The organism is Paenibacillus sp. J31R30, from assembly GCF_059692115.1.
The window spans coordinates 166,605-189,395 of the sequence record NZ_JCAUAV010000002.1; the positions used below are offsets into that span (position 1 = coordinate 166,605).

The 22,791-nt window shown below is 47.1% G+C and carries 17 protein-coding genes; 10 read left to right on the forward strand and 7 right to left on the reverse strand.

The features are described from left to right. Positions 1 to 62 precede the first annotated feature (62 nt). A complete protein-coding gene (locus AC58QO_RS06710) occupies positions 63 to 1,031 on the forward strand; it encodes a GNAT family N-acetyltransferase (RefSeq protein ID WP_497264530.1) in 969 nt (322 codons plus the stop codon). Between the two features lie 277 nt (positions 1,032 to 1,308). Beyond that, complete coding sequence (locus AC58QO_RS06715) at positions 1,309 to 2,508, forward strand: GNAT family N-acetyltransferase (protein ID WP_497264531.1); 1,200 nt, start codon at positions 1,309 to 1,311, stop codon at positions 2,506 to 2,508. Between the two features lie 311 nt (positions 2,509 to 2,819). Here AC58QO_RS06715 and AC58QO_RS06720 read toward each other — a convergent pair whose 3' ends face one another. The 3 genes from AC58QO_RS06720 to AC58QO_RS06730 are packed head-to-tail and all read right to left on the reverse strand — an operon-like array spanning position 2,820 to position 6,128. Then, on the reverse strand, positions 2,820 to 3,683 hold the full coding sequence (locus tag AC58QO_RS06720; RefSeq protein WP_497264532.1) for a transglutaminase family protein: 864 nt from the start codon (positions 3,681 to 3,683) through the stop codon (positions 2,820 to 2,822). After that, entirely contained in the window at positions 3,680 to 4,639 is a 960-nt protein-coding gene (locus AC58QO_RS06725) for an alpha-E domain-containing protein (protein ID WP_497264533.1), read from the reverse strand. The genes AC58QO_RS06720 and AC58QO_RS06725 overlap by 4 nt, the downstream gene beginning before the upstream one ends. Before the next feature lie 34 nt (positions 4,640 to 4,673). Beyond that, on the reverse strand, positions 4,674 to 6,128 hold the full coding sequence (locus tag AC58QO_RS06730; protein ID WP_497264534.1) for a circularly permuted type 2 ATP-grasp protein: 1,455 nt from the start codon (positions 6,126 to 6,128) through the stop codon (positions 4,674 to 4,676). 347 nt (positions 6,129 to 6,475) lie between these two features. Here AC58QO_RS06730 and AC58QO_RS06735 point away from each other — a divergent pair, with 347 nt between their 5' ends. Together AC58QO_RS06735 and AC58QO_RS06740 are read left to right on the forward strand one after the other, a co-directional pair. Continuing rightward, entirely contained in the window at positions 6,476 to 8,683 is a 2,208-nt protein-coding gene (locus AC58QO_RS06735) for a methyl-accepting chemotaxis protein (RefSeq protein ID WP_497264535.1), read from the forward strand. A 142-nt stretch (positions 8,684 to 8,825) separates the two neighbouring features. After that, positions 8,826 to 9,356 carry a hemerythrin domain-containing protein gene (locus tag AC58QO_RS06740; protein ID WP_497264536.1) on the forward strand — a complete coding sequence of 177 codons (531 nt, stop codon included), beginning with the start codon at positions 8,826 to 8,828 and terminating at the stop codon, positions 9,354 to 9,356. A 147-nt stretch (positions 9,357 to 9,503) separates the two neighbouring features. Here AC58QO_RS06740 and trhO read toward each other — a convergent pair whose 3' ends face one another. Continuing rightward, complete coding sequence (gene trhO / locus AC58QO_RS06745; protein WP_497264537.1) at positions 9,504 to 10,409, reverse strand: oxygen-dependent tRNA uridine(34) hydroxylase TrhO; 906 nt, start codon at positions 10,407 to 10,409, stop codon at positions 9,504 to 9,506. A gap of 84 nt (positions 10,410 to 10,493) precedes the next feature. Next, positions 10,494 to 14,288: a response regulator gene (locus tag AC58QO_RS06750; protein WP_497264538.1), complete on the reverse strand. Its 3,795-nt coding sequence runs from the start codon at positions 14,286 to 14,288 to the stop codon at positions 10,494 to 10,496. A gap of 161 nt (positions 14,289 to 14,449) precedes the next feature. Here AC58QO_RS06750 and AC58QO_RS06755 point away from each other — a divergent pair, with 161 nt between their 5' ends. From AC58QO_RS06755 to AC58QO_RS06780, 6 genes are all read left to right on the forward strand, one after another. After that, a complete protein-coding gene (locus AC58QO_RS06755) occupies positions 14,450 to 16,153 on the forward strand; it encodes a methyl-accepting chemotaxis protein (protein WP_497264539.1) in 1,704 nt (567 codons plus the stop codon). A 121-nt stretch (positions 16,154 to 16,274) separates the two neighbouring features. Then, on the forward strand, positions 16,275 to 17,390 hold the full coding sequence (locus AC58QO_RS06760; protein ID WP_497264540.1) for a stalk domain-containing protein: 1,116 nt from the start codon (positions 16,275 to 16,277) through the stop codon (positions 17,388 to 17,390). A 463-nt stretch (positions 17,391 to 17,853) separates the two neighbouring features. Continuing rightward, positions 17,854 to 18,174: an SPW repeat domain-containing protein gene (locus AC58QO_RS06765; RefSeq protein WP_497264541.1), complete on the forward strand. Its 321-nt coding sequence runs from the start codon at positions 17,854 to 17,856 to the stop codon at positions 18,172 to 18,174. Positions 18,175 to 18,361: 187 nt separating this feature from the next. Further along, positions 18,362 to 18,910 carry a cysteine hydrolase family protein gene (locus tag AC58QO_RS06770; RefSeq protein ID WP_497264542.1) on the forward strand — a complete coding sequence of 183 codons (549 nt, stop codon included), beginning with the start codon at positions 18,362 to 18,364 and terminating at the stop codon, positions 18,908 to 18,910. Positions 18,911 to 18,973: 63 nt separating this feature from the next. After that, the gene (locus AC58QO_RS06775) at positions 18,974 to 20,419 is read left to right on the forward strand and encodes a nicotinate phosphoribosyltransferase (protein WP_497265434.1); all 1,446 of its coding nucleotides are present in this window, start codon (positions 18,974 to 18,976) and stop codon (positions 20,417 to 20,419) included. Between the two features lie 268 nt (positions 20,420 to 20,687). Beyond that, a complete protein-coding gene (locus tag AC58QO_RS06780; RefSeq protein WP_497264543.1) occupies positions 20,688 to 21,527 on the forward strand; it encodes an aldo/keto reductase in 840 nt (279 codons plus the stop codon). A 78-nt stretch (positions 21,528 to 21,605) separates the two neighbouring features. Here AC58QO_RS06780 and AC58QO_RS06785 read toward each other — a convergent pair whose 3' ends face one another. Next, positions 21,606 to 22,394: a hypothetical protein gene (locus AC58QO_RS06785; protein ID WP_497264544.1), complete on the reverse strand. Its 789-nt coding sequence runs from the start codon at positions 22,392 to 22,394 to the stop codon at positions 21,606 to 21,608. Positions 22,395 to 22,546: 152 nt separating this feature from the next. Next, a complete protein-coding gene (locus AC58QO_RS06790; RefSeq protein WP_173111184.1) occupies positions 22,547 to 22,759 on the reverse strand; it encodes a hypothetical protein in 213 nt (70 codons plus the stop codon). Positions 22,760 to 22,791 lie beyond the last annotated feature (32 nt).

Genomic DNA, 22,791 nt, shown 5'->3' on the forward strand with positions numbered 1-22,791 from the left:
AATAACGGTTTCATTTATCGCGATTCTTATTATATAGGGATCATACTAAAAGGAGGAGCACGATGAGCTTAATTTACGAACAATTGGAAGCGTCGCACTTGAGTGAACTTTTAGCGCTTTGGAATAATGAGTTATCGGACTCATTTCCTATGAGACTTAGATTGCTGCAGCAGAATATCCTAGAGGATCGCCTCTGGTTGCGGGAAGGATCCTGGGTAGCGCTAGAGCAAGAGTCCGGGCGTGTTGTGGGGGTCGTCATTGCCAAGATGGCGAGTGAAGCTACAGCGGTTTTTGGTATACGCAGGGATATGGGCTGGATCCAGGCACTGATGGTTGACAGGCAGCATAGGAACAAGGGGATCGGGGGTTATTTGCTGTACAAAGCCGAAGATGCTTTGCAGAATGCCGGAGCACGGCGGATCATGCTGGGTAATGATCTGCACGGCCGACTGTTTCCGGGGATTCCGGATCAGCTTGAGGAAACGAAAGCGTGGTTTGAGAAGAGGGACTACGCCTTCCTGGAGAAATCTTTCGATCTACTGAACACGTACGAAGACGATCAGACCCTATCTTTGCCAGCTGCCCATGAGGCGACATTCCGAGTCGCAAATCGGCATGATCGAGAAGACTTAACAGCGTTCATGAGCCGCTGTTTTCCTGGCGCATGGGATTATCAGCATCGCGACTACTGGGAACGCGGGGGTACGGGCAGAGAGTTCGTCCTGTTAGAGAAAGAGGGCTCGATTATTGGGTTTTGCAGGATGAACGATACCCATTCCCCTTTGTTAGCTCAGAACATTTACTGGTCGCCGCTCTTTGATGGGGAACTTGGCGGTATTGGCCCTCTAGGCATCGATGAGAGCTTTCGAGGACACAAGTATGGGATCTCGATTGTACAAGCAGCGATTCATTACCTGTTGCAGCGTGACGTACGCAACGTGGTCATCGACACGACGCCTTTCGTAGATTTCTACGGAAAGCTAGGGTATAAGAGTTGGAAGAGCTATGCTAGGTACGCGAAAGATCTATAATGTAGAAAGCAATGAGGGAGCAGCTGCGCCATCCAGGCGTAATTGCTCCCTCATTCTTCGTTAGCTTTTATTAATCAGTCTGCGGAATTCGCAAGGTGTAATCCCCGTAGGTCAGTCAACGTATTAACTTTAGGTGCGGCGTAAGCAAGGAAAATAGCCATACTTACGCATACGGCTGTTAGCAGAGTTATCACTTTTTAAGAATATTGATAATATTCGGGGTTGAGTTGGATTTTACATGTTAAAATAGAAGCAAATAGGATTTAAGGGAGGCACTATGGATCAGATTAGATTGTTAAAAGAGGATGAATTGAAGGACAATCTTGCCTTATCGGAGTTTGCTTTTCAATTTACGATGTCGCCAGAGGAGCGGGAACAACGTCTCGCTGTTATGAAGTCAGAGCCGATATGGGGATTTTTTGTTGAGAATCAATTAGCAGCCAAATTAATGGTACTGAACCTAAATATCTGGATTAACGGGAAAGCATTTAAAATGGGAGGCATTGCAAGTGTTGCAACTTGGCCTGAATATCGCCGCCAGGGAATGGTTGGCCAGCTGTTATCTCAATCGCTGAAATCGATGAAAGAAGCCGGGCAGACCGTATCCTTCCTTGCGCCGTTTTCCTTTGCCTTTTATCGCAAATATGGCTGGGAGTCTTATAGCGAATACGTTCGTTATGAAATTGCTTCTCACCAGCTGCCGAAGCCTGAGGTTGTAGAGGGCAGCACACTCCGACGGATCGAAGCGGATGCGGCAATCCTGAATCCAATCTATGAGGCGTACGCGAAACAGTTTAACGGTATGCTTGTTCGGAACGAGGCATGGTGGGGTAGGAGAGTTTTCGATAGAAAAAAAGGGATCGTAACCCTGTATCTGAATCCTGCCGGTGAGCCGGAGGGTTATATCATTTATCAGGTGAAGGAAAGGGTGCTCACCGTCCATGAACTGATTACACTAAGCGAGGATGCCAATCGGGCGATATGGCGTTTAATCTCCAATCATGACTCGATGATTGATAAAGTCGTATGCCAGGCTCCTGCAGGCGACTCATTGCCTTTTATGCTGGCGGATCCGCGAATCAAGCAGGAGATTATTCCTTATTTTATGGCTCGGATTGTCGATGCTGAAGCCTTCCTGCAGTTGTATCCATTCCATCCTGTTGCGGCTGGCTCTGAGACAGCTTTGTATCTTCAGCTGCGCGATGGGCAGGCTGAATGGAATAACGGGACCTTCCGAGTTCAACTAGGAAATGGTGAGGGGAACGACGTCAAAAAGCTGGACGAGGAGCAACTGTCGCACATCGAGGACAGGGACGTTATTTCGTGCGATATCCAAACGTTAGCGGCACTGCTGATGGGCTACAAGCAAGCCTCATTCCTGCACCGCATTGGCCGCTTGCAAGGTGACGCCGCTGAAATCGCGAGATTAGAACGTTTGATTCCTGAGCGAACAACTTATCTGACGGATTTCTTTTAGTCATGAATAAGAGGCTTTCCTAAAAGTAACTAATATCCAAATGAGGATAGATTCAACCTAGTTGACTGTTTAAATGAAAAGGAGCTAAGCGGCTTGTACGCGTTTAGCTCCTTTGTCTGCAGAGACCTCGATGAAGGGGAACTTGGGTGATCTATTTTGGCTAATCCCGAGACTTATAGCACTATTCGGCAAAATAAGGAACTGTCGTTCCCCTTCTACGACGATATCACCTATTTATCGGCAAATAGTGAGCCCTGGTTCCCTTTCATATGGTGGGCTTTTGAGACAGCCCACTTCCCGTAACCGAACCGTTACTCCACAAGCTTTACATCCACAATCACTTCTAAATCCTGCGTACCCGAGCCGCGATAGACGCCTTTGACAGGTACGATATCGTTGTAATCTCGGCCATGTCCTAGCTTGATATAGCGCCAATTGACTTCACAATTGTTCGTTGGATCATACCCGAACCAGCCTGAGCCAGGGATGAGACATTCTACCCATGCGTGGGAGGCTTGCGTGAAATCTGCACTGCCTCCTTGCAAATCACCGACGAAGTGGTAACCGCTCACGTATCTGGCTGGAATGCCTTTCTCCCGGCAAATGGTGATCATGAAATGAGAGTAGTCCTGACAAACACCACGCCGCAGCTTCAACATCTCGCCAACAGTCGTCTGTACGGAGGTTGCTGAAATGTCATAGGTGAAATCACGATTGATCGTGGTGTAGATGTTTTGGAGGAGATCGTATAACGGTACCCCATCATCGATAATGGCGTCAGAGTAGGCTTTCAACTCCGGTGTTAGCCCGGTATAGATGGTGGGTAATAAATATTCAGCGTACTCATTCTGGAAATCATCTCCGAATCTCGAAGCTTTATCCTCGTAGGGTGAGGGGACGGATACAGGATTGTTGTCATTTTCATGCGTGACGACGGTTGAGACCATTTTGATCGTGAGCTCACGATGGAGCTTATTGACGGTAAACGCGTGTACGCGATTATGAAAATAATCCGAATACGTGAAGAAGGCGGATACCGGTTCAGTTGTGATCGCATGGTGATAACAGGACTGGCGATTGTCCGTTAACGGGGTGAGCCGAATCTCATTGACACTGTCCTGTGCGGAATCGGTGTAGGAATAGCGCGTAATGTGTGTGATCTCCAGCTTCTTCATGCGATAACCTCCTCCCGAGAGGGAAAAAAGACTTTCGACATCCTAGCGCCCATCCCATTACAGGAGTCGAGAAGTGTTTGTAATGTGGTTTCTAATTTCCCGGATCTCAAATCCTCCTCATCCATACAGGCTAAATTCGCTTTCACTTTCCCAGCTAGTTTGGCTAGCTTATGCACAGCGTTGGTGAGTTCCGGATCATCCAATTGAATGCCCTTGAACGAGCGCTCCAAAGACTGAACGGAGAAGGCGACCGATCTAGGGAATGTCTCATTTAACAGTAGAAATTTGATGATGCTGTTCAAATTAACCGTATCCGCATACTCTTTTCGATACGATTCGTATCCACTTACCGATTTCAAAACCGCAAGCATGAGCGGATAGGAAGAAAAGTCCTCCTTGGCATACTCTGAACAGAGGGATTGAACCAAACGCAGCAAATTCTCAGCACGTTCTAGATAGCGTCCAGCTTCGACGAAATGCCATTCGTTCTGTCGCGGCATAACAGACGTAGCGGCGCCTTGAAACATAGACAGCGTATCCCGGATAAAGCGATAGAACAGATGAGGCGAATCATTCGTGATATCGCGGACTTCTTTTTCTTTTAGCCATAAATATAGTCCATTCAAAATATCCCACAGCTCGGAGGGCATTTTCTCCCGAATATTTCGTAGATTAGCACGTGCATGATTCGTGCAGGCGAGTAGGGAATTAGCATTATTTTTGTCCAATGTAATGTATTGAAGCACGTGCTGCTCGGTGAAGCTGCCGTACTGCTCCATGAAAGCAGCGCGATCTCCAATCGTATCGATAAGTCGGCTCCAAGATTGGCTGCTGCTCCCTTCCTTATCCTCTCGGATATGATAGTACACATCGATCAGCCTCGCGTGATTCTCTGTTCTTTCCGAATATCGACCGATCCAGAATAAAGCTTCCGCAGTTCGTCCCATCATTACCATATGAATTAGCCTCCAATCAATTTGTAGGTCGGAATTAACGAATGACCCACGTATCCTTACATCCCCCGCCTTGTGAAGAATTCACGACGAGCGAGCCTTCCTTCAAAGCTACACGCGTGAGTCCTCCTGGGATCACTTGGATGTCTTCGCCTGCAATCACAAAAGCGCGCAAATCGATGTGTCTAGCTGCCATTTGGCCATCTAACATGACTGGTGCTCTGGATAGTTGAATGGTAGGTTGTGCAATGTAGCGATCAGGGTTGGCTGCGATTTTGAGGCGGAAATCAGCGATTTCGCTCTCTGAAGCCGTTGGTCCAATCAACATGCCATAGCCACCTGATAGTGAAGTTTCTTTTACAACCATTTCAGGCAAATGCTGCAGGACATACTCTCGCTCATCAGGCCGCGAAAGAATGTACGTGGGTACGTTGTTCAAAATAGGCTCCTCGTTTAAGTAGTAACGAATCATATCTGGCACGTAGGCATAGATGGCTTTGTCATCGGCTACACCTGTACCTGGTGCGTTCACAATGTTGATATTACCCGCGCGATAGGCGTTCATAATGCCAGCGACACCAAGCATCGAGCTCGGATCGAAAGCGAGCGGATCCAAGAAATCATCATCAATTCGGCGGTACAGAACATCGATTTGGCGAAGTCCCTTGATTCCGCGAATATATACTTTATGATCAATGACGACGAGATCGTGCCCTTCAACGAGCTCAAGCCCCATTTGTTGAGCAAGGAACGTGTGCTCGAAATAAGCGGAGTTATAGCAGCCTGGAGTCAAGAGTCCGATAACAGGATCTGGTTTACCAGAAGGACTCAACTTGCGGAGCGCGGTTAGAAATACATTTAAGCTATGCTCGATATCTTGAATCGAATGACTGAACACGAGTTCAGGGAATAAGTGCGTCATAATGGATCTGCTTTTATATAAGTAAGAAAAGCCAGAAGGGGAACGGAGATTATCCTCGAGAACGAAATATTCACCCTGCTCATCACGAATTAAATCAATCCCAGAGGCTGTGATGTAGACATCATTGGGAATGGACAGGCGCATCATCTCAGGTCGGAAGTAACAATTAGACAGCACCATCTTCCTTGGAATAATCCCATCCTTCAGGATGAACTGCTCATGATAAATATCTTTGAGAAACAGATTCAGTGCTTTTACACGCTGCTTGAGCCCTCGTTCGAGCTTGATCCATTCGTCCTGTGGGATAATCCTAGGAATAGGATCGAAGGGAAGTGTACGCTCTAGAGCCTCCGTCTGATCTGGACTATAGAGGGTGAAGGTAATCCCTTCTTCCATCATCCGTTTCATGGTAGCGGTTTGGCGTTTGTTTAAATTCCCTGTTTTCATCGACATAAATTGAAGAAAAGTACTTTGATAATGCGGGCGAACCGAGTATGCGTTCATAAACATCTCATCAAAAAAAGGGCGAGGATCATAAGGGGTAGTGACCAGATTCTCAGGTTTAGACATCGCAGCTCCCTGGTTTCATCATTATGCTTTCGGAAGCTACGTAAGCTATGGCCCGAAGCAGAAACCAGGCCTCCTTTCTGATCTAAGTTCTTTGACTGTTAGGTTAAATGACATATGAAAATGGAAAAATAAAGTTTTTCTTATATTGTAAATTTTTCAGAAAATTATGTCAATATAACTTACAGCTAAAAATACCGACATTCTTCATGTTTTTATTGTTAATGTTCGGATTTTTCAATAAAATTCAGTTAATTGTCTTGCTAATATTCCCGAACAGCTATAAAATGTCGAATATGGTTAATGTTAAGTAAAGTCACATTGTGAATGTGATATGAGGGGGCTGCGGTATGTTTGATTGGTTAGGTTTTAGAAAAGGTCTGCCATTGTGGTGGTCTTACCGCTTGAATCGTCACATCAAAGAAGATGTTGAGCATATTTTCGAAGGTATTGCGCATACGAGGATGGAAATTTTACGCAGCTGGGCGCTAGCTTCTTGGTCCAATTTGGACCGTTTGCTTGAGCAACTAGTATTGACGGAGTCGCTGACAGGAACATTGCCTAAGGACGCAATTGCGGTTGGAAGGCTCCTGGCAGCAACACAGAAGAGTGGAGCTGACTTCTCAGAAGTATTCATTTTGAATGAAAAAGCTTCTGTCGTATACTCCACACATCACGCGCATGTTGGAAGGTCCTATGGGGCTGGCGGTGTGCTAGGGAAAGGATTGGATGAATCGAGAAAAGGTGTGAAATGCTTATTTGGGCCATTCTCTGATCCTCTTACACTACAAATTGGTCCAAGCACCTCGCCGTTTCATGATGCGATGACGATCGCTTTTATCGTACCTATTATGGTAGGTGGGCACTGGAAGGGAGCCGTCTGCGGACGTGTGCCGAACGATGTACTCGGAGATTTAATTCAGCGTGAATCGGGACATGTGTATCCGGATTCTGGTGATAATTATTTATTTATGGCGAAGCCTATTTTGAATAAACAGATTATTCCGGGCACAGCCTTATCGCGAAGTCGTTTTGAGGATTTGACCTTTACGCATGGGGACAATTTGAAAGATGGTGTTCGAACGGATTATGGCATCGTAGGTGTCAAAGAGCACACTGAGCTTGAGCTCGTTTTCACGGATCCAGCTACTGGACAACTGCATCCAGGCGTTGCGGGAACAATTGCTAAGGGAAATAATCTATTCGTGGAATTCCCCGGTTATTCCGATTATCGTCATATTTCTGTAATTGGCAAAGGCGTAACCTTTCAGCTGCCTCATTGCCCAGATGTGTGGGGAATGATGTGTGAGGGAGATTTGGAAGAGGTATATCGCATTCGTTCAATTGATTGGAAGGTGTTCAGCTTGCAAATGCGATTTATTGCGCTCATGGTGCTTGTATCCGCAGGCAGCTTCTGGCTGCTTAATGGACAGGTTTCAAATGGTACCGGTGCTGCAATCATGGTGGGTGTTAATCTGCTCTTCGGCGGGATCGGTGCAAGCTTAATTAGACGCAAAGGAAGTAGACCGATCGCAAGACAGCTTGCGCAAATTAATAAGTTTATCCGGATTAATGCAGAGGGTAAAGGGGATTTGACGCAGCGTCTGAAGGTTGATGAATTTGCTGGCGATGAGACGAGAGATTTGGCCAAATGGATCAATAATATGATCGATTCCTTGGAAGGCATCATGCTGCAAGTGAAGCAAGCGGCTGCTGAGGTGCAAGTTAGTCAAGAACGGATGAATGACTCCACGGGGTCAACGGAGCAATCGACGGGGCGGATGAGCACGAAAATCCATGATATGATTCGCTCGCTGCGTGGTCAGCTGAAGGATATCGATGTCGCGAAGGATGTTACGCAAAATATGAGCGGAACCTTACGTGAACTGGAGCAGAAGGCTTCCGGTCAAATTGCTGTCGCTCAGGACGAAGTAGAGCGAATCGGCCAGAAGATGACGGATATTTCGGCGAAGGTTGAAGAAACGAATCAGACGATTCAAACCTTCCTCCAAACGACGCAAGAAATTCCGAAGCTGCTTAAGGTGATCGAGGAAATTTCTGCACAGACGAATTTACTGTCCTTGAATGCCTCGATTGAGGCAGCGCGGGTTGGTGAGCATGGTAAAGGCTTCGCGGTCGTTGCGGGCGAGATTCGGAAGTTGGCTGATTTGACGAAGAAATCAACGACGGAAATTAATGCGACGATCGAGCATATTGAAAGACATGCCAATGAAGCATTTGTCTCCATGGAGCAAGGCACAAGGGTCGTTCTGGAAGGGACGCAGATTGTTGCGGCGGCTTCTGAAATTCTCAGCAGTGCGAACGCCCACGATACCATGAAAACGCAGGTTGTGGAAGAAGTGGTTGCGCTAATGGAGAAGATTGCAGCGGTGAGCAAGGAGAACCGTCAGATCTCGGCGGAGGTTGAGCATACGGTGAAAGAGCTGCTGCAGGACATGCATCATGTTCGCCAAACGACAGGGGATGTAGGGGCAATTACGCATTCCATGCTGCTGCTTGTGAATCAGTTCCATTTGACAGAGAGCCGTATTCGTTAAAAAGGGTTAGACATTCTTTCGCATGTTAATAGCCCCATGCCGCATACAATGATAATGCGGAATGGGGTTTTTCTGTTTCATTAAGATATGGATACTTATACTTACGAAATGCGTTTCTAAAGAACGTTAAGGAGGATGTCGAATGAGTGACCGTTTGAGCATTCAAACGAATCGGGCAGATAATGTGAATCCTAATGAATTTAGAATGCTAGCCCAGCGTTTGAAGGAGGAGCATGTGCAAATGCGTGAGCAGCTCTCCGACATTCGAACGCTAGCTGCAGCTTTGTACGCCCTTGAAGATTGCTCAATTGGAATGTGTCGGCTGATCGAACTTCAGGATAGTATCTTATCCCTGGTGGAGGAGTTGGAGCAGCATTCGGAATGGGAGGAGCAAATTCTGTTCCCGAGCCTGCAGACTTATTTACATCCGACGATGGCCATCTCGGTGTCGCGGTCTATGCATGTATTAGAGCAGGATCATGATTTGGCCAAAAGTGTCGTACAGTCATACGTCAACGGTGTCAATGCCATGAGTGTGCCCATCGACATGGACTTCATCCATGTCATGGCTTCTGAGCTGTTGACCGCGTGTCTCATTCTGCTGAAGCACTTCACGCTGGAAGAGGAGCTTGTCTACCCGTTAATTGATCGGATTATGGAACAGATCGCGTAGCAGCTCGAGTATTCGCCAAAGAGGACCTTTCCAAGTCAATCGACTTAGGAAGGTCCTCTTATACATATGCACGACTCCATCTATTCGTAAGCAACTCGGTCGGCGAAAGTCAGCTTGGTCTGAGCAACGCGTTTTCCAACAGTTAGCCTAAGCCTCCAGCGAGCTCAACGTTTTCTCTTCGCATTCCTTGGAACAGAAGCTATCATGCTCCTCTTCACAAGCTTCGCAGCAAATATGCTTCAAGTGACACAGATCGTTAGCACAGTTGATATAGCGATCCTCTGCGGTTCCGCAGTGGTAGCATTTGCCTACAACGATATCTTCATCTGTGCGGTTGATCGGCACAGAGATGCGCTCGTCGAACACGTAGCATTTCCCATCGAAGAGGCGACCCTGCACATCTTCGTCTTTGCCATAGGTAACGATCCCGCCGTCCAGCTGATAAACCTCTTTGAAGCCTTCGTTGATGAGGAAGCCGGACAGCTTCTCACAACGGATGCCGCCAGTACAGTAAGTGAGGATAGGCTTGTCCTTAAACTCCTGCAGATTGTTGCGAATCCACTCTGGGAATTCTTTGGTCGTTTCGACTTCAGGACGAATGGCGCCACGGAAATGTCCGATATCATACTCATAGTGATTACGGCCATCGAGAACGATGACATCTTCATTTTTGAGCTTGTCATAGAATTCCTTAGGCTTCAGATGCGTACCTGTTAGCTCATTCGGATTCACATCTTCCTCAAGACGGAAGGTTACGAGCTCCTTTTTCGGACGGACAAAAAGCTTCTTGAAGGCATGCCCTTCATGATCATCAATCTTGTAAACCATATCTTTAAACAATGGCATGAGATTCATCATCGCCATGTAGGCTTCCGTTTGCTCTACGGTCCCAGAAAGGGTGCCGTTAATGCCTTCAGGAGCAATCAGAATGCGTCCTTTCACTCCAAGCTTTTTGCAATAAGCCAGATGTTCTCGCGCCAATGCTTCGTGATCAGCAACAGCGACGAATTTATAATACAACAAGATGCGGTATGGAGCGCCATGTTCAGTCATAACAATTAACCACCTATACGTATAAAATGACACACTCCTTCAAGAAGGAGTATACGCATATAGTGACATAAATTTATGTTTTTTTCAATCAAGCAGCAATTTTTGGATCTTTTGAAAAAGAGAAAGCAGCTCATCCTCAATCAAGTTAAGCAGATGGTTCATGCGAAGGAGATCTCTTTCCGCCTCTTGCAGCTGCTCTTGTGCCTTCGCATATTCCTCCAATTCGGTTGCCGCGGCAAACACACGATTAGCGGAAAGGTTGCTGGAAGAACCGCGCAGGCTATGCAGTAGGCGAATTGCTTGCTCCAAGTCCTGAGCATCAATGGCAGCTTTCAGTTGCACCATGAGAGGTCTGGTTTGCTCCTGGAATTTGCGCAGCATCTCACGGTAAATCTCCGTTTTTCCGCCAATTCGTTTGAGCGCTTCCGCAATATCAAGAACAGGCGCTTCCCGAACTTCTATCCGCTGATTGAGGGTAGCTTCAATGGCCCCCAGCAGTCGTTCGGGAATGATGGGCTTGGAAATCATTTCGCTCATGCCAGCTTCCATACAGGCCAATCGATTGTCTAGTGTTGAATCGGCTGTAATGGCGATGATGGGAATGTGTGCCCATTTCGGTTCAAGACGAATACGCTTGGTCGTTTCAATGCCATCCAACTCTGGCAAGTGGATATCCATCAGAATCAAATCATACGTATGATTCTCCAAATCATTCAGCGCCTCGAAGCCGTTGCCGGCCAATTGGATGCGACAGTTCATCATGCTTTCCAGTAGCGAGCGCGCAACGGTTTGGTTAATTTCATTATCCTCCACAATCAGAATGTGAAGAGGAGCTTCACCTGGCGTGGATAAGGGGAATAACGTTGACACGTTTTCACTAGATGGCGTACGTGCATCAGACGATGTGACAGGAACGATCCTCTTTTCAGCATGAAGAGACTCTAGCGTCCTGTATAACAGACTCCGGGAAATGGGTTTGACCAGAATGGCATCTGGGGCTGCTTCTGCGGGAAGCTGTTCGAGAGCATCCCTGCCGGATAAAGAGGTATAGATAATGGTTCTGATCCCCTGACTTTGACAAGTTGCCAGCATGGTCAGCCACACGTCCTCCCCGTACATATCATCGGCTTCCATATCCAGCAGGAGGATGTCAAAAGGGATATGCGCAACCACTTGAAGCGCCTCCTTCCACGAGGAAACGCCTGCCGCGTCCGTACACATGGACTGAAGGTTTTGAACGAGCACTTTACCCAGTTCAGGATGGTCTTCCACAACGAGTAAGGCAAGCGGCAAGGGAATGAACGATTTGCTGATCGGCAGGTATAGCGTGAAAGTAAGAACGACAATAAATTCACTCCCCGTACCATGCGTACTGGATACAGAGATAGAGCCGCCCATATTTTCGATAATGTTTTTGGAGATGACAAGCCCGAGACCGGTTCCCCCATATTTGCGGCTAGTCACTTCATCACCTTGGACGAAGGGTTGAAACAAATTGGCGAGCTGCTTCTCATCCATGCCAATTCCCGTATCTGCGATACGGAAGCTGAGAGTAACCTCATTCTCTCTCAGTTGGTCAACTTGAACACGAAGCGTGACCGTTCCTTGCTCGGTGAATTTAATCGCATTGCTGGATAAGTTCAGGAGCACCTGATAGAGTCGCAAGGAGTCTCCGATAAGTCCGATAGGCACATGTTCAGGGATGTCGCAAATGAAATCTACCGGCTTATGACCCAGCAGCACGCTAAGTGTTTCACATACGCGATCAATCGTTTCATCCAATTGAAAAGGGTGATGTTCAATCACCAGCTTATCTACTTCCAGCTTAGAAAAGTCCAGAATGTCGTTAATAATATGTGAAAGCGAGAGGGAGGAACGCGAGATTTTGCGTATATAGTCCTTCTGCAATTCCGTCATAGCCGTTTTCTCTAGCAAATGAGAAAGTCCCACGATCCCATTGAGAGGCGTTCTTATTTCGTGGCTCATCCGTGCAAGGAATACACCTTTGGCCAAATTGGCCTCATCTGCTTCCTGTTTAGCCAGAATCAGCTCTTCCTTGGCGTGGACTTGCTCCGTGATATCTCTCGTAATCGCCGAGAAATACAGTTCCCCATTATCGAGAGGGACGTGAGGGACAATGATAAAAGAAACCATATTGCGACGTTGTTTCTTCGTCATGACCTCTGCTTCAAATTCCCAGAAGCCATCTCGGATAGCCGTTTGAAGACCTGCCTCGAAATTAATGTCATTCAGAATTTCAACAATCTCATGGAAATGCGTACGTACATAATCCGTGTCGTCCAACCCCAACGAATGAATGCCAGCAGGATTGATATAGAAAATATACCCAGCCTGATCAAAGGTGAGGATGGCATCCCGTGCGCTCTCCACAATGGTGAGCAGTCGATCCTTGGTCTCATTACTTTCCTTAATATCACTGATATCGCGAGCAATGAGGACGTATCCTTTTAAATCCCCGTTGGGGTGTGTGATGCAGCTAACACTGGCTTGTACATAGATGCGAGTACCGTCTTGGTGATACCAGATCCACTCGGAATCCTCTTTCAGGTGACGCAAGGAACGAATCACCAGTGTTGTACAGTCAGCAGGAATCGTCTCTCCCAGCTCTGCGGAATACTGCGCTGCTCTTTCGTTAAGTTGATTCTGATCCAACCAGATGATCGGAGAAGCAATTTTTTGTACATCCGCCAGCTGATATCCAAGCATCTGGGTAGCTCTGCTATTGAGATGGTTAATTTGAAAATTCGGATCCATGACGATCATGGCATATTGATTATGTCGAATAAAAGCTTCAAACGGCTCGAAGAGATCGCGTATATTCGCTATCATGCCATTAACAGAAAGGGCAAGAGCACCTAGTTCATCTTTGCTGGAAAACACGATGGGCTTCGTGTGGAAATCACCGGCAGCGACCGCCTCGGTCACTTGAAGGATTTGCTTGATCCTTTTGATAATCAGGTTGTTCATAGTGAGGTAAATCAGGACAAAAATAATAAGCGCTGTCATCACAATGATGCCTATTGTCGACCAAAGCAGCGGACTCGTAGGGGCTTCAATCGCAGTGATCGGCATGGAATAGGTAAGGAACCAATTTAACTGCGGGATGCGTGCGTAGAACCATCTCGTCTTGTGACCGCTGAGAAAGGATTCGTCAAGAAAACCGCTCCCCTCTTGTAAGGCCTTATTAAAAGCAGGTCCAAGCTCAGGATATTCAGCGAAAATGTTCAGTTTGAGAATTGTAGGTGCGTCAGAAGCATATAGGGTGAGGCCGTTTCGATTCACGATCAGCAGCTCACCATTTGTCAGCGGAGCAAGTAAATGTTCTTCAAACACAGGGGCAGCTTTGAGAGAAACATCAATGATGCTAACGACTTTATGTTGATCATCAAAGATAGGGGCTGTAATCGAGATGACGTAGATGCCATTCATTTTGCTAAAATGGGGTTCGGAAATATAGGTATTCCCTTGCAATGCTTGCTTGAACCGGAGCTCATCCGATATGGAGATCGTCGTACCTGATGTGAATTGAAGGTTACCTGCCAAATCTCCAATAGCCATAGCATGATAGCGATTCTCATCGGTTTGTAATTCATGCGTGAGGAAATCCAGGCGTTCGGCTTGGGTTCCCTGTTTCATAATACTTACCCGACTGATGAGCTCCACTTCAGCCAAACGAATGGACAAGAAATCATACAAGTTGCGAGCAGAGTTCGAGACTGAGGTCGTCGATTGCTCGTTGATTTGCTGTAACAGCTTATTTCTTGAGAGTGTATAGTTGGTTATCCCTACGACGGCAAGGGAGATGGAGGTGATAAGAACAAGCCAGGCAATCAGTTTAAAGCGCAAGGATGATGACATGAACAGCCTCCTGAAGCATTGTAATTGTTAAAAAACCTCATAGTTTAAACATGTTTAGAACAGAACAAATTTAATGAATTCCTTCTATGATATATCCAACAGATGAAAGGGGTATACACCAAGTCTTCAATAATCATACATTGTATAGGGGGATTTAAGAAATGCAATTTACCGTACGTACAAAATTAATTATGGTATTTACGATTATTCTACTGATGATTGGGGGATTAAGCTGGACGGATCTGAGCCGTATGGGCGCACTTAAAGATAGCAATAAGAAGCTCGTTGAGAATTGGATGCTGGGGATTCAAATTATTGAAGAGATACATTTTAACTCCGAGCATTTGCTAACCGTTTATAGAGGGAAAAAGCTAGAGCCTGATGCGAAAAAGCATGAGCCTTTAGACAAAGAAATCGCGGCAACAATTACACAAATCGACAATTTGTTAGGAAAATATAAGGAAACACTTGCAAATGAAGATGATGCTGCGCAATATCAAGAGCTCACAAAGAATTGGGAAGGGTTTAAAGCATCTTTTCTAGAGAATGCCAAACATACTGCTGATCCAACAAGTAAAGCAGCACAAGATAGCCTAGCGGCAATGACGGAAGCTTTTACGAAGGCGCAAAATACGATGGCAAGCATGGTAGTCTACAACCAAAATGGAGGACTTCAAGCAGAGCGAGACAGTGAGGAAGTGTACAAAGAAAGTGTCACGATCGCGGTAACCGTGCTCTCCGTCATCATCCTATTCATGATCGCCGCCTGTTATATCCTTGTAAGAGTTATTTCCGTTCCTGTTCGTACAGCCTCCCTTGCCTTGAATCGGATTGCGAATGGTGATCTAACTGTTGAGCCTATTATTGTCAAAAATAAAGATGAGATTGGGCTGCTTGTTGGAGCAGTCAATCAAATGGTTCATCACTTGCGTCATTCTGTGGAGCAAATGCAGCAAGCCTCTAACAGTGTCGCAGCTTCATCACAGCAGCTCTTCGCCAGCTCCGAGCAGAACACATCGGCTTCGCAGCATGTCGCGGTCTCCGTCCAGGATTTCGCGAATGGGGCAGATGCACAAGCTCAAAGCTCTGTTGAGTGCGGTCGAGCTATGGAAGAAATGGCGGCCGGGATCTCGCGTATTGCGGAAACTACAGCAGATGTTTCAGAATTATCTATATCGGCTGCGAACATCGCCGAGCAAGGCACCCATGCAATGGGACGTGTAGTTCATAAAATGCAGGCTGTAAGCACATCGGTTGATGCAGCCAATCAGGTGATTCAAGAGCTAGAAAGACATTCACAGAGCATCGGTCAAATCACAACGCTAATAGGAAATATAGCCTCGCAAACGAATTTGCTTGCATTGAATGCAGCAATTGAAGCTGCACGTGCGGGCGAAAGCGGTAAAGGCTTTGCCGTTGTAGCTGGAGAGGTTCGTAAATTGTCATCGCAAACCGATGATTCGGTTCGTGAGATCTCAGAGCTCATTACTTCGATACAAAGAGATTCAGCACGTGCTGTAGGTGTCATGAACAATGGACGGACTGAGGTACAAGAAGGACTTCATGAGGTAGGCATTGCCGAGAAAGCCTTCGGTCAAATCGTACATGCTTCGCAAGAAGTGGCGAGTAAGATTCAAGAAACAGCAGCTGCAGCGCAGCAGATGGCAGCGAGCTCCGAAGAAGTGGCAGCTACAGTTGCCCAAGTAGGCTTCGTTGCACAGCAAACGTCAGGCACAGCGCAGTCCGTCGCAGCAGTAACCGAAGAACAGCTGGCATCTGCTGAAGAGATTACAGCATCAGCCAAGAATCTTGCCGTGATTGCCACCGATCTGAATCAAGTGGTGGGTACTTTCCGTCTTTCATGAGAAGAACTTTATGAAAAAAATTTTAGCGGTCAGACTTTTTCGAACCCTGGTGCGTCTAGTTATCGTGAAGGTTAGAACAAGAGAGAGAAGATCACGATAACTCAGAAGGAGCGAATCAGAAATGAAAAAAAATCCGTGGAACATGTTAAAAATTGGTGTTGTTGGTTGTGCGATGCTTGTAGGTGTGAGTGCTTCTGTATTGCCAGCAGCAGGCGTTGCTTCAGCAGATACCGTAGCAGCTATTTCTGCAACTGCATCATCAGTCCCAGTTGTTATTAAAGAAGTGGTGCTTACTTCCAAAAGTACAGATCTTACGACCAACATCAAAGTGCCTCAGTTGACAGGTATGGTCGATACGAAATATCAAGCCGAGCTGAATGACATTATCCTCTCGCATGCTAACAAAGATGTAGTAGTTTGGGAAAAGGAGGCTACAGAGGCTTCAGCAGCAGCCAAAGAGAATGGATATACGTATCGTCCTTACGGGCTTACGATCACGTATGAACTGAAATCCGATGGCACAGGAAACCCAGCAGGAGTTGTCTCACTTGAAGTTACAACATATGGTTCTACAGGCGGTACGGGCATGCCAAGAGTGGATACGTATAATGTGCTGAATGCAGCAGCAGCTCAGCGTGTAACGCTGCAGGATCTGCTTGGTGCGGACTACAAGGCAACGATCGATGCAGGTGTTACTGCCAAAATAAATGAGAACCCACTAAATTTCTTTAAGGATCAATTTAAAGGAATTAGTGCAGAACAAGGCTTTTATGTAGAAAAAGGGGAAGCGGTTGTTGTGTTCCCGAAATATTCGATTGCTCCCGGTTCATCTGGCAGCCCAGAATTCCGTTTCAGCTTGCCTGAAAATATGACCATCAAGCCAAATCCTGCTCCACTGCCTGGTTCCGATAAGGTGACAGTGGATCTAGTAACGAGCGATGTTGTCGTGAATGCGGACGGACTTTCACTCGTTCCATTCCGTAAAGTAGCGGAAGCACTTGGCTACACGGTGAAATGGAATCAAGATACGTATGCTGCTGAGCTGACGAAGGGTGCGCAGTGGACGAGTGTAAGCGTGGGGAAAGACAGCTATTTCTTTGCCAAAATGGCGCCAGTTGCGCTAGGAGTGGTTCCGGTTATTCTGAACGATTCTCTTTATGTACCTGTTAAATTCGTAACGGATATTCTTAAAGCCGATGTGACATCAGTTTCGACAGGACTTCATATCGAGCAATAAGTGGGAAATATAATATGAAAGGTTGGTTGGTCGTTAGACTAACCAACCTTTTTTATGTACGAACAATTCGACTGATTTGTAAGAGGTAGTGGCGATACGGTGAGGGACTAGTCGAAAAGGGCTTTAAAGTGCTGCACATTCCACAGCGTCTAGCGAGATTTCAAGGTTTTAGCGCCCTTTTTGGGCGTAAAGGGGAAGATCCCGAGGCGCGTGCGCACCAATAAGGCCTGAAAAGGGCCTTAAAGTGCTGCATACTCGCAGCATCTGGCCAGATCCCCAACTTTAACGCCCATATTGGGCGTTAAAGGCGTGATCTCGAGGTGCGTGCGCGTCAATAAGGCCCGTAAAGGGGCTTAAAGTGTTGCATACTCGCAGCAGTGGTTGGGATCGGGCTTTTCTTGCACACATTACTGTAAGCGTTTGCATATACTGTAACATCCCGCTTTTAGGAGGTGTGAACGGTATGTATCTCAAAAATAGTTTGTCGGCTCTCATGGGACTCTGGTTCTTGATGACTCCTTGGGTGTTTGGGTTTGGAGATGTAACCAATGCGCTATACACCTGTGCACTGTTCGGAAGTCTACAATTCGTTAGCTCGATGCTAGCTTTGGGGAAATCAGGGAAGCATATGTGGCAGAACTGGGTTTGTGTGGCCACTGGCGCCATTTTTATCGTATTTCCTAATGTATTTCATCTTTCATTTCTGGCGTTTTTCTCATTCATAGCACTTGGGTTTATGACGATTCTTATTAATTACGCCAATCTGTATCCAGATTCGCAATAATATCGCGAGTGCATGTTGAAAAATGGATTTCATTATGTCATAATGAAATTATCGAAATGACAATATGGAGTGAAGGCATCAGCTTTCCAATCCGTGCCTCAGCTGTCATTTACAGTTAGGCTTTTCTTTTACTTCGTGATAAAGTCGTTGTAATAATATTACATATACAATATAAGGAGTGGTGAATATGAAAGCTTTGATTCTCATTGATTACACAGTGGATTTCGTCGTTGGAAAGCTGCCCTGCGGGGATCCAGCGGTCGCTATTGAAGCTCGGATGTGTGAGCTAACTAATAGCTTTGTTGATCAGCAGGATTTTGTTGTGATGGCCATTGATTTACATGAGGCAGGGGATCCCTACCATCCTGAGACGGATTTGTTCCCACCTCACAATATACGTGATACGGAGGGGCGAGAGCTCTATGGTCGCCTAAGAGATGTGTATGAGGATCGAAAGGAATCGATCTATTGGATGGACAAAACACGATATAGTGCTTTCAGCGGGACAGATCTTGAGCTGAAGCTTAGAACGAGAGGCATTCAGGAGTTGCATCTAGCAGGCGTATGTACAGATATTTGTGTCTTACATACGGCGGTGGATGCGTATAATAAAGGTTTCTCCCTCATCATTCATGCGGATGCGGTTGCCAGCTTTGATGCGCAAGGTCATGATTGGGCGTTGAGACATTTTGAACATACACTAGGGGCTAAGGTTGTTCGGAATTGGAAAAATTAACGAACGAGGTATTGGATGAACGAATGCGCGATGGAAAGGATGAATCCGATGAAATGGCATGCAATGGACGCGATGAATAACTTAACGCTCCACACGGATAAATACCAAATTAACATGATGTACGCCCACTGGTTACAAGGGACACATACGGAGCGAGCTGTGTTCGAGGTGTATTTTCGCAAGCTGCCTTTTAATGGGGGATATGCCGTCTTCGCTGGGCTGGAGCGGGTGATTCATTATGTGCAAAGCTTACATTTCGGTGAAGAGGAAATCGCATATTTGCGTGAACAAGAAGAGAACTATCGGGAAGAATTCCTCGATGCGCTTCGTGCGTTTACGTTCAAAGGCGATATACAAGCCATCCCTGAGGGAACGCTTGTCTTCCCGAATGTGCCGCTGGTTCGCGTTATCGGCAGTATTATTGAGGCGCAGCTCGTAGAGACGGCGATTCTCAACTTCGTGAACTTCCAGACGCTCATCGCGACCAAAGCCTCGCGTATGAAAGGCGTTGCTCCGCACGATGTGCTGATGGAGTTCGGCACCCGCCGCGCCCAAGAGGCTGACGCCGCGGTCTGGGGCGCAAGAGCCGCCTATATCGCGGGGTTCCACGCGACATCGAACCTAAGAGCCGGAATGCTGTTCGGCATCCCGACCAAGGGCACGCACGCGCACGCGTGGGTGCAGGCCCACGACACGGAAGAGGAAGCCTTCCGTGCGTATGCCGAGGCCCTGCCCGAGCAGGTCACGCTGCTCGTGGACACCTACGACACGCTGCGCAGCGGCGTGCCGAACGCCATTGCTACGGCGCGGCTGCTCGCGAGCCGCGGCAAGCGCTTGAACGCCATTCGCCTCGACAGCGGCGACTTGGCGTACTTGTCCCAGCAGGCGCGGCGCATGCTGGATGAAGCGGGCTTTCCGGAGGTGAAGATTGTGGCATCCAATGACTTGGATGAGCACATCATCGCCGGGCTGAAAGCCCAGGGGGCTAAGATCGACAGCTGGGGCATTGGCACCCAGCTGATTACAGCGGCCGACCAGCCTGCGCTGGGCGGCGTGTATAAGCTTGTTGCCCGGGAGAAGGACGGCGCGTTCGTGCCGGTCATTAAGATTTCGGGCAACCCGGAGAAGGTGACGAATCCGGGCTTCAAGGAAGCTTACCGGATTATGAACTTGAAAACCGGCAAAGCGGAAGCTGATTACTTGGCTTTGCAGGACGAAGTGGATATTCGGGGGGGGCAGCGAATTAAGCTATTCGACCCCATCCATCCGTACCTGTTCAAATATATCGAGGATTATGAGGCGATTCCGCTGTTGAAACCGATTTTCGAAGACGGCAAGTTGGTTTATGAGCTGCCAACCTTGGAAGGCATTCGTGACTATCACGCACAGCAAATGCAAACCGTTTGGCCGCAATATCTGCGGATGCTGAATCCCGAGGTGTATCGTGTCAATTTGAGCACCGCCTTGTGGCAACTGAAAATGGATTTAATTCATGCCCATCAAAACTAGCTAGATTTGGCCTTCAGGTCTTCAGTCTGTTCGCCTTCAGCTCTTCAATCTGTTCGCCTTCAGCTCTTCAATCTGTTCGCCTTCAGCTCTTCAATCTGTTCGCCTTCAGCTCTTCAGTCTGTTCGCCTTCAGCTCTTTAGTCGTTTCCACCTTCCTGCCTCCTTCTAACGTAGATTTTGGAATAACCCGACTTGGGTGGTATGATTAATAAGAGCTACACGGTAAAGATGCGCTCATTCTAATCTTATTCCGATGGAGGTTATTGACAATGTCTACGCAGGCGAATCAAGCATTAACAGCTGGAGTTACGCTCAACAACGGTGTACATATGCCTTGGCTGGGGCTCGGTGTTTATAAAAGCAAAGAAGGTCAAGAGGTTATCGGAGCGGTTCAAACCGCTTTGCAATTAGGCTATCGAAGCATTGATACGGCAGCTGTCTATCGCAACGAAGAAGGCGTTGGTCAAGGTTTGCGCCAAAGTGGCGTGCCGCGTGAAGAGATTTTCGTCACGACGAAGGTGTGGAATGCGGATCAAGGCTACGAGTCTACCTTGCAAGCGTTCGAAGCAAGCCGCAAGCGACTTGGTTTGGAGACGATTGATCTTTACTTGGTGCACTGGGCTGTGTCCGCGACGTATAGAGAAACCTGGAAAGCGCTGGTTCACCTCTACAAAGAGGGGCATGTTCGTGCGATCGGCGTGAGTAATTTTCAAATCTCTCATTTGGAGCACGTGATCGAAGATACTGGTGTGATTCCTGCGGTTAATCAAGTGGAGTATCATCCGGAGCTTTCGCAAAAGGAGCTGCTCACGTTCACACGTGAACGAGGCATTCAATTAGAAGCGTGGAGCCCGCTTATGCAGGGTAAGCTGAATCAGCCTGAATTGGCGCAGCTCGCGGCTAAATACGGCAAATCAGCAGCGCAAATTGTGCTGCGTTGGGACATTCAGCATGGCGTCGTGACGATTCCGAAGTCTGTGACCGAGCATCGTATTCGTGAGAATGCGGATATTTTCGATTTTGAGTTGAGTGCGGAGGATATGGCTTTAGTTGATGCGATGAATGTTAACAAGCGTATCGGTCCGGATCCGGATAACGTAACGTTCTAAGTGATTAGCAAAGAGGAAACGCCCGCTTTCGCGGGGTTTCCTCTTTTTGTTGCGTGGGAAGGTTTCACCTCCCTCCGCTTATTTCAAAGTAATCATCTGATAGACCTCGCGGTGATCGCCTGGCAGTAAGAAGTTCGCAACTTTCAGCTGGGAGGAGCCGTCTCCGTCGAGGAAAAGTCCGTCGACCAGTTGTTTCTCCCCTACTTGCTCCTGTACCGCTGTACGGAACTCTTCGCCTGTACATGGTGTTGGTGCTACAACCAGATACACGTTGTTGAATCGATCATACACGATACCTGAACGCATACGCTTCTCATTAATCACGGGCATTTCTTCTGAGATCGCTTGCTCGGCCCAGCCGAATGGGTTCGTAAGACCCATGCTCACACCGCCCTGCGCCCAATAACGCGTGCGGTCCATCACCTTCAGCTCGCTCGCATTTTCAACCACTTGGACTGTAAAGGTTTGTGCCTTTTCATCCCACACCAGCGTTCCTCGTTTCCGATCCGTATTGTACCAGCCAGAGCCGTAATCGCCAGGTTGCCCCTTTACAGGCTGATCATTGGTCACAGCGATGCTCAGCAAATAACCCTGCCAGAAAAAACCGCCATTAATCCCATTGTCCTGTAGGTCGGTCACATTGTTTTTTATCGCTTTGAGTCCTATGTTGTCAGGTGAGGTTTGGATAACGTGAAGAAGAACACCATTCGTTGCAGGTTGGATGCTGTACGCGGCCGTCGCTAGTGGAGGCGGGTGAGAAGTCGTGTGAAGACCCCAAATTAAGGTCCATACAAAGCTAGTTAACATGATGAGTAGATAGATTAGTAGCTGAGCAGCATGATCTTTGAAAAGGCGGATAACGTTCATAGAGCTCTCCATCCCAGCTGTTGTGGTCTTATTTCTATTAGTCTATGAAAAGAATAGGAGGAATATGCCAATTTATCTACGAAAAAAAACGCTTACGAAGGAATCTACCATTCGTAGGCGTTGGTCAACAAGCATCTATGTAGCGACTTGAATCAAAAAATAGGTATACGTGCTTTATTTCCATCTTTGGCATATAAAATCGCTTCCGAGCTAAATAAATCTACACGCTCTAACGAATTAACTAAATTCATGGTGGTGAATTTGTTATGGCGAAGTGCGTTGATCAAGGAAGGAATTAACTTATGATCCGTGCCGACGAAATTAACGGAAATCGGCTTCTTATTAAATAAAATATTCATTCTCACTTCAACACATCTCCTTCTGAGTTTTATTAAGT

Coding starts and splice junctions, on each gene's coding strand:
- AC58QO_RS06730 (WP_497264534.1), bottom strand. CDS start 6,128: ATGTCTAAACCTGAGAATCTGGTCACTACCCCTTATGATCCTCGCCCT.
- AC58QO_RS06770 (WP_497264542.1), top strand. CDS start 18,362: ATGAAAGCTTTGATTCTCATTGATTACACAGTGGATTTCGTCGTTGGA.
- AC58QO_RS06750 (WP_497264538.1), bottom strand. CDS start 14,288: ATGTCATCATCCTTGCGCTTTAAACTGATTGCCTGGCTTGTTCTTATC.
- AC58QO_RS06755 (WP_497264539.1), top strand. CDS start 14,450: ATGCAATTTACCGTACGTACAAAATTAATTATGGTATTTACGATTATT.
- AC58QO_RS06780 (WP_497264543.1), top strand. CDS start 20,688: ATGTCTACGCAGGCGAATCAAGCATTAACAGCTGGAGTTACGCTCAAC.
- AC58QO_RS06715 (WP_497264531.1), top strand. CDS start 1,309: ATGGATCAGATTAGATTGTTAAAAGAGGATGAATTGAAGGACAATCTT.
- AC58QO_RS06710 (WP_497264530.1), top strand. CDS start 63: ATGAGCTTAATTTACGAACAATTGGAAGCGTCGCACTTGAGTGAACTT.
- trhO (WP_497264537.1), bottom strand. CDS start 10,409: ATGACTGAACATGGCGCTCCATACCGCATCTTGTTGTATTATAAATTC.
- AC58QO_RS06735 (WP_497264535.1), top strand. CDS start 6,476: ATGTTTGATTGGTTAGGTTTTAGAAAAGGTCTGCCATTGTGGTGGTCT.
- AC58QO_RS06720 (WP_497264532.1), bottom strand. CDS start 3,683: ATGAAGAAGCTGGAGATCACACACATTACGCGCTATTCCTACACCGAT.
- AC58QO_RS06740 (WP_497264536.1), top strand. CDS start 8,826: ATGAGTGACCGTTTGAGCATTCAAACGAATCGGGCAGATAATGTGAAT.
- AC58QO_RS06725 (WP_497264533.1), bottom strand. CDS start 4,639: ATGGTAATGATGGGACGAACTGCGGAAGCTTTATTCTGGATCGGTCGA.
- AC58QO_RS06785 (WP_497264544.1), bottom strand. CDS start 22,394: ATGAACGTTATCCGCCTTTTCAAAGATCATGCTGCTCAGCTACTAATC.
- AC58QO_RS06760 (WP_497264540.1), top strand. CDS start 16,275: ATGAAAAAAAATCCGTGGAACATGTTAAAAATTGGTGTTGTTGGTTGT.
- AC58QO_RS06765 (WP_497264541.1), top strand. CDS start 17,854: ATGTATCTCAAAAATAGTTTGTCGGCTCTCATGGGACTCTGGTTCTTG.
- AC58QO_RS06775 (WP_497265434.1), top strand. CDS start 18,974: ATGGACGCGATGAATAACTTAACGCTCCACACGGATAAATACCAAATT.